The sequence below is a fragment of the Lyngbya aestuarii BL J genome, from assembly GCF_000478195.2.
Lineage (GTDB): Bacteria > Cyanobacteriota > Cyanobacteriia > Cyanobacteriales > Microcoleaceae > Capilliphycus > Capilliphycus aestuarii.
Genome location: NZ_AUZM01000289.1, coordinates 1 through 809, shown reverse-complemented (window position 1 = coordinate 809; position 809 = coordinate 1). Strand labels below are relative to the sequence as shown.

Below are 809 nucleotides of genomic sequence, written 5' to 3'. Positions count from 1 at the left end.
TATTTAACAGCCGTTTGTAATGAAGCCCTGCGAATTTATCCCGTTGCGATGTTAACCTTTCCGCGAGTTACGAAAGAACAGACAGAACTTCTAGGATATCAATTAGAACCCAATGTAGGGGTCGCAGGTTGTATTTATTTACTTCATCACCGCGAAGACTTATATCCCGAACCGAAACAATTTAAACCCGAACGATTTTTAGAACGAAAGTTTTCTCCCTATGAATTTTTGCCCTTTGGTTCAGGTGCGCGTCAATGTATTGGGATGGCGTTAGCGCAGTTTGAAATGAAGTTAGCACTCGCTCAAATTATACTCGATTATGACCTAACTTTACTCGAAAAACGTCCGGTTAAAGCTGGACGTCGAGGGGTAACATTATCGCCTTTGGGGGGGATTAAAATGATGATGAATGGAAAGCGTACCCCCTCAAAATCTGTCGCCATTCCCGCAACAGTTTAGAAAGACTCATCTAAAGTTTTAGGGGCGAGTTCAACCTCATGTACGACAATATTTGTAAATTCATTGCTGAAGAATTTTCCACCGACTTAGCTAGTTGGTTACTGGGTGAACCCATTCAACTGACTCAACTCAGCCCCAAAGAACTTTCTATTGAACCCATTCGCACCGATGCGTTAATCTTACAACAGTCTAATAATTTAGTTCTTCATGTCGAATTTCAGACTAAAACGGAAGCCACAATTCCCTTTCGGATGACAGATTATTGCTTGCGAGTGCATCGGCGTTATCCTGATAAAGAAATGCACCAAGTCGTTATTTATCTCAAACAAACGGCTTCAGAATTAGTTTAT

Annotated in this window: 1 protein-coding gene and 1 pseudogene; both read left to right on the top strand. The window is 41.2% G+C overall.

The features are described from left to right. Nucleotides 1–459, top strand: a 459-nt coding sequence (locus tag M595_RS28135) for a cytochrome P450 (RefSeq protein ID WP_023069943.1), incomplete at its 5' end; no start/stop codon positions are given. A 38-nt stretch (nucleotides 460–497) separates the two neighbouring features. Further along, nucleotides 498–809 (top strand): annotated as a pseudogene (locus tag M595_RS28130) (Rpn family recombination-promoting nuclease/putative transposase); the annotation flags it as partial.